8 protein-coding genes are annotated in these 4,745 nt (G+C 75.4%); 4 read left to right on the top strand and 4 right to left on the bottom strand.

What is annotated here, in order from left to right; all coding sequences use genetic code 11:
• Both G5C62_RS25725 and yidD read left to right on the top strand, forming a co-directional pair.
• Positions 1-577 (top strand): SDR family oxidoreductase (locus tag G5C62_RS25725; RefSeq protein ID WP_164703239.1); only part of this gene is annotated, 577 nt, incomplete at its 5' end.
• Positions 578-581: 4 nt separating this feature from the next.
• Positions 582-1,100 (top strand): membrane protein insertion efficiency factor YidD, encoded by a 519-nt coding sequence (gene yidD / locus G5C62_RS28400; RefSeq protein ID WP_241176141.1) that lies wholly within the window; start codon positions 582-584, stop codon positions 1,098-1,100.
• Between the two features lie 57 nt (positions 1,101-1,157).
• Here the strand turns inward: yidD and mmuM are convergent, their stop codons facing one another.
• From mmuM to G5C62_RS25705, 3 genes are all read right to left on the bottom strand, one after another.
• Positions 1,158-2,060, bottom strand: coding sequence for a homocysteine S-methyltransferase (gene mmuM, locus G5C62_RS25715; RefSeq protein ID WP_164703238.1), 903 nt, complete (start codon positions 2,058-2,060; stop codon positions 1,158-1,160).
• Between the two features lie 18 nt (positions 2,061-2,078).
• Positions 2,079-2,843 carry a hypothetical protein gene (locus G5C62_RS25710; protein WP_164703237.1) on the bottom strand — a complete coding sequence of 255 codons (765 nt, stop codon included), beginning with the start codon at positions 2,841-2,843 and terminating at the stop codon, positions 2,079-2,081.
• Positions 2,844-2,947: 104 nt separating this feature from the next.
• Positions 2,948-3,565, bottom strand: a complete 618-nt coding sequence (locus G5C62_RS25705; RefSeq protein ID WP_164703236.1) for a hypothetical protein — start codon at positions 3,563-3,565, stop codon at positions 2,948-2,950.
• A gap of 72 nt (positions 3,566-3,637) precedes the next feature.
• Between G5C62_RS25705 and arfB the strand changes: the two genes are divergently transcribed.
• Both arfB and G5C62_RS25695 read left to right on the top strand, forming a co-directional pair.
• Positions 3,638-4,075 (top strand): alternative ribosome rescue aminoacyl-tRNA hydrolase ArfB, encoded by a 438-nt coding sequence (arfB, locus tag G5C62_RS25700; RefSeq protein WP_164703235.1) that lies wholly within the window; start codon positions 3,638-3,640, stop codon positions 4,073-4,075.
• Between the two features lie 47 nt (positions 4,076-4,122).
• Positions 4,123-4,500 carry a VOC family protein gene (locus tag G5C62_RS25695; protein WP_164703234.1) on the top strand — a complete coding sequence of 126 codons (378 nt, stop codon included), beginning with the start codon at positions 4,123-4,125 and terminating at the stop codon, positions 4,498-4,500.
• Between the two features lie 16 nt (positions 4,501-4,516).
• Here the strand turns inward: G5C62_RS25695 and G5C62_RS25690 are convergent, their stop codons facing one another.
• A complete protein-coding gene (locus G5C62_RS25690) occupies positions 4,517-4,666 on the bottom strand; it encodes a hypothetical protein (protein WP_156119192.1) in 150 nt (49 codons plus the stop codon).
• Positions 4,667-4,745 lie beyond the last annotated feature (79 nt).

Here is a 4,745-nt window from a genome sequence, read left to right as displayed (position 1 = left end):
CGTGCTCGTGCCCGGGGACCTGGCTGACCGAGCGCACGCCAAGACAGTCATCCCGAAGGCTGTCGACGAGCTGGGCGGGATCGATGTCCTGGTCAACAACGCCGCCTTCCAGATGACCCACCAGACCCTCGACGAGATCAGTGACGAGGAGTGGGACCACACCGTCGCGCTGAACTTGACCGCGATGTTCACCCTCTGCAAGGACGCCATCCCGCACATGCAGCCGGGCGCCTCGATCATCAACTCCTCATCGGTGAACTCCGACATGCCCAAGCCCACGCTGGCGCCCTATGCGATGACCAAGGCCGGCATCGCCAACTTCACCGCCAGCCTCGCGCAGATGTACGGCGAGAAGGGCATCCGGGCCAACAGCGTCGCCCCCGGCCCGGTGTGGACCCCTCTCATCCCCTCGACCATGCCGGGCGAGCAGGTGGCCAGCTTCGGGCAGCAGGTGCCGCTCGGCCGGGCCGCGCAGCCGGCGGAGCTGGCGCCGGTCTACGTGCTGCTGGCCAGTGACGAGGCGAGCTACGTCTCCGGGGCACGGATCGCCGTCACCGGCGGCAACCCGATCCTCTGAGTCGATGGTCTTCATCTGGGGCTGGGGCGGCGGAGGGCCACGACGGCGGCGTAGTGGCTGGGGTCGTCCCGGCCCCGGGTACGGCCGGGGCTACGGGCCGGGGTACGGCCGGGGGTACGGCCCCCCGGCCGGGTACGGCGGCTACGGCCCGGGGTACGGGTACCGACGCAACGACTCCTGCCTGCGCAACCTGCTGTTCTTCAACACCGGCTGCTGCCTGGCCCAGGCCCTGGGCTGCGGGATGGACCTGCTGCTGGTGGCGCCGACGGCGGTGCGCCGGCTGCGGGCGGAGAGCCCGGGCGGGCAGCTGGCCGACCGGCTCATCGCCGCCGTCCGGCTGTACCAGCGGGAGATCAGCCCCCGGCGTCGCCCGTGCTGCCACTTCACGCCGACCTGCTCGGCGTACGCGATCGAGGCGCTGGAACGGCACGGGGCGCTGCGCGGCAGCTGGCTGACCGTGCGCCGGCTGGTGCGCTGCCGGCCAGGTGGCGCCCGCGGGGAGGACGCCGTCCCGGCCCGCTGAAGGCTCCCACTGCAGCCCCACCCGCAGGCTCGCGGTCGGGGCTGCAGCGGGGCCGTGTCACCGGACGGCGTCGGCGAGGGCGCGGACGTCGTCCGGTCGCACCCGGCAGCACCCACCGACCAGCCGGGCGCCGGCGGCCAGCCACCCGGACGCGTCGCCGACGCCCGGCCGGCCGGTCCACCGGCGGGCGGTCGCGTCCCACGCCTCGCCGCTGTTCGGGTAGGCCACTCCCGGCTTCCCGCTGGCCCCGGCGGCGGCCACCGCGGCAGGCACCCCGGCCGGGTCGGTGCAGTTGACCCCGACGGCGATGACCGCGTCGACGTCCCGCGCCATCGCGCAGACCTCGTCCAGCCGCTCACCGCGCCGGGTGCGCGCCACCCCGTCCGGGCCGGTCGTCGAGGTCAGCGACAGCCAGGCGGGCACACCGAGCTCGGCCAGCTCGGCCAGCAGCGCCTCCACCTCCGCGGCGGCGGGCAGCGTCTCGCAGGCGAGCACGTCGGCGCCGGCCTCGGCGAGCACGGCCAGCCGCGGCCGGTGGAACGCGCGCATCTCGGCCACGGAGACGTGGTCGGCGTAGTCGCCGGTGTACTCCGACCCGTCGGCCAGGAAGGCGCCGTAGGGCCCGATCGAGGCGGCCACCCAGCCGTCCCGGCCGGCCAGGGCCAGGCCGTCGCGGGCCAGTTGCACCGAGCGGACCATCAGCATGCGGGCCTGCGACCCGTCGATGCCCGCGGCGGCGAAGCCGGGGAAGGACGCCTGGTAGCTGGCGGTGGTGGCGACCTGGGCGCCGGCGCGCGCGAAGGCGGCGTGTGCGTCCGTGACGGCCGCCGGGTCGTCGCGCAGCAGGCGGGCCGACCACAGCGACGAGGTGACGTCGTGCCCGCGGGACTCGAGCTCGGTGGAGAGGCCGCCGTCGGCCACGACGGTCCCGGTGCGGAGTGCCTCGGCGAGGGTGGTCACCCCGCGATGGTCCTCCGGTCAGCCCGCGGTGCGGCGGCGCCGGTCGGCCGCCACGAAGGTGACGGCCAGGGTCAGGGGGATGGCGGCGGCCATGCCGGTCATGGTCAGGACGTCGGTGAGGCCGGCCGTCGACCGGGCGGAGGAGGACAGCAGCGCCCAGCCCAGGCCGCACAGCGGCACGGTGACCAACCCGGTGCCCAGGGCCAGCCGGATGCGGGCCGTGCGCCCGTCGTGCCGGGCGATGAACCCGGCCAGCACGGCCGGCACGGCGACCACCGCACAGCGCGCCAGGAGGTCACCCGGCCCCTCGTAGCCGGCGAACGAGGCCAGCGACACGGTGGCGGCCAGCGAGACCACGGCCGCCCCGCCGAGCAGCGCCCACCAGGTCCGGGCCGCGGTGGCCGAGCGCAGGGTCGCCGCCGGGCGGGTCAGCCGGCCGGCGGCCCAGACGCACAGGGCCGCGCTGAGCAGCAGGAAGGTCACCAGCGACTGCGGGACGTCGGCGACCGCGCCGCCGTCGCGGGTGGGCAACTGCCACGGCTGGCGACCCAGCAGGGCGAGGACGACGGTCAGCACCGCCCCGACCGCGACCAGAGCGGCCGGGTGCAGCGAGCGGGGCGCGGTCTCCGCGGCGACCCGGGCGTCGAGGGCCTCGGCGCGGCGCAGCAGGTCGGCCATCACCGCGTTGTCGGTCTCGACCTCGGCCGGCCGGGCGCCGTCGGTGAGGGGCTCGACGGAGTTGCCGGTCACCAGGTGCAGCCGGGGGGAGGCGTCCTGAGTCACCCACCGAGCGTCACACGCAGTCACGGACTCGGCGAGGTGAACCGTCCGCGTTCACCGCTCCGGGCGACCGCCGGCGTCCGCCCGACGCTCCTGCGGCGGCGGGTTCACCCGACCGGGGTCACCTGTGCGCGCGGCGCCCGGGTGAGGACGACCGCGAGGACCAGGGGCAGCACGCCGAAGAGCGCGACCGTGTAGATGCCGCCGAAGAAGGAGATCAGGGCACGGGAGTCCGACGCCAGCGGCCAGCCCAGCGCGGACAACGGCAGCAGCAGGACGGCGAGGCCCAGGGTCGCCCGCAGGTGCACCGCCCGGCCGCCTCGCCGGGCGACCAGCCCGACGAGCAGTGTCGGCACGAAGGTGAACGCCCAGGCGAACACCGGGATGATCGGGCCGTCGCCCAGCGCGGTCAGGTACAGGTCGTTCCAGATGAGCGCGAACCCGGCCGCGGCGGCCACCGCCCACCAGGTCGCCGTGACGGCGGCCCCCAACCGGTGTGGTCGGGCGAGCACCACCGCGACGGCCAGGCCCAGCACCGCCGTCACCAGCAGCAGGGTCAGCAGCGGCGCGGGGACGTCGGCGACCTGCCAGCCGGAGCTGGTCCGCCGCGGCGCGGGCCAGTCCGCACTGCCGACCAGCATCGCCAGGACGCTCAACAGCAGGGCGGCGGCGATCAGTCGGACGGCGGAGCGGATCCCGGACCAGCTCTCCTCGGGGGCGGTCATGGCGGGCAGGCTCCCACAGCCCGGGCCGGATGTCGGTCGTCCTCCGGGCCGGCGTCGGGGACACTGTGCGACGTGCCCGGGGACGACGCGTTCGGCGACCTGCCGGTGAGCGACCGTCTCGTCGTCCCGGCCGGGGCGCTGTCGTGGCGGTTCTCCCGGTCCTCGGGGCCGGGTGGCCAGGGGGTCAACACGGCCGATTCCCGGGTGGAGCTCGCGGTGTCGCCGTTGCAGCTGCCCGGGCTCACCGAGACCCAGCGCCAGCGGCTGGTCGAGCGGCTCGGTGACCGGCTGGTCGACGGCGTGCTCACCATCGCCGCCAGCGAGCACCGCCAGCAGCTGCGCAACCGGGAGGCCGCCCGGGCGAGGCTGGCCGCGCTGCTCCGCGGGGCGATCGCACCCCCACCCGCCGCCCGGCGGAAGACCAAGCCGACCCGGGGCTCCAAGGAGCGGCGGATCACGGCGAAGAAGCAGCGCGGGGAGACCAAGCGCCTGCGCGGCCGGTGGGACTGAGCGACCCGGCCGGTGCCCGCCGTCGTCGGGAGGGGTAGGACCAGCGCATGCGCATCGACCGGATCGACCACCTGGTGCTGACCGTGGCCGATCTCGACCGGACCCTCGCCTTCTACACGCAGGTCCTCGGGATGACCGCGGAGACCTTCGGGGAGGGGCGGACGGCGCTGCGGTTCGGCCGGCAGAAGATCAACCTGCACGTGCGCGGCGCGGAGTTCGAGCCCCGCGCCGCACACGCCGCCACCGGCACGGCCGACTTCTGCCTGGTCACCGAGGACCCGCTGGACCAGGTGCGCGACGAGCTCGCCGCGCACGGTGTGCCCGTCGAGGTCGGCCCGGTGACCAAGCAGGGGGCACTGGGGGAGATGCGCAGCGTGTACGTGCGTGACCCGGACGCCAACCTGGTGGAGATCTCCGCCTACTGAGCGGCCGGCGGAGGCGTCAGCGGCGGCGGCTCAGCCTGGTGCCGACGAGGACGCCCATCAACGTCCAGAAGGACCCCACGCCGACCCCGGCGAGCACCACCCAGAAGGGCACCCGCATCTCGTCGGTCGCCACCTGCACCAGCCGCTGCTCGGTCTGCTCGTCCACGCCGGACAGCCTGCCCCGGCGCCGGGACGCACACCACCTTTCCCGGCCCGGATCTCGGTGGTGCGGCGGGCCGACGAGG

The sequence above is a fragment of the Modestobacter sp. KNN46-3 genome (genome assembly GCF_011039295.1).
This window is presented reverse-complemented; position numbering and strand designations above follow the sequence as displayed.

Excerpts from the sequence above, each read along its gene's own strand:
- yidD (WP_241176141.1), top strand. The coding sequence starts at position 582 with ATGGTCTTCATCTGGGGCTGGGGCGGCGGAGGGCCACGACGGCGGCGT.
- G5C62_RS25705 (WP_164703236.1), bottom strand. The coding sequence starts at position 3,565 with ATGACCGCCCCCGAGGAGAGCTGGTCCGGGATCCGCTCCGCCGTCCGA.
- G5C62_RS25695 (WP_164703234.1), top strand. The coding sequence starts at position 4,123 with ATGCGCATCGACCGGATCGACCACCTGGTGCTGACCGTGGCCGATCTC.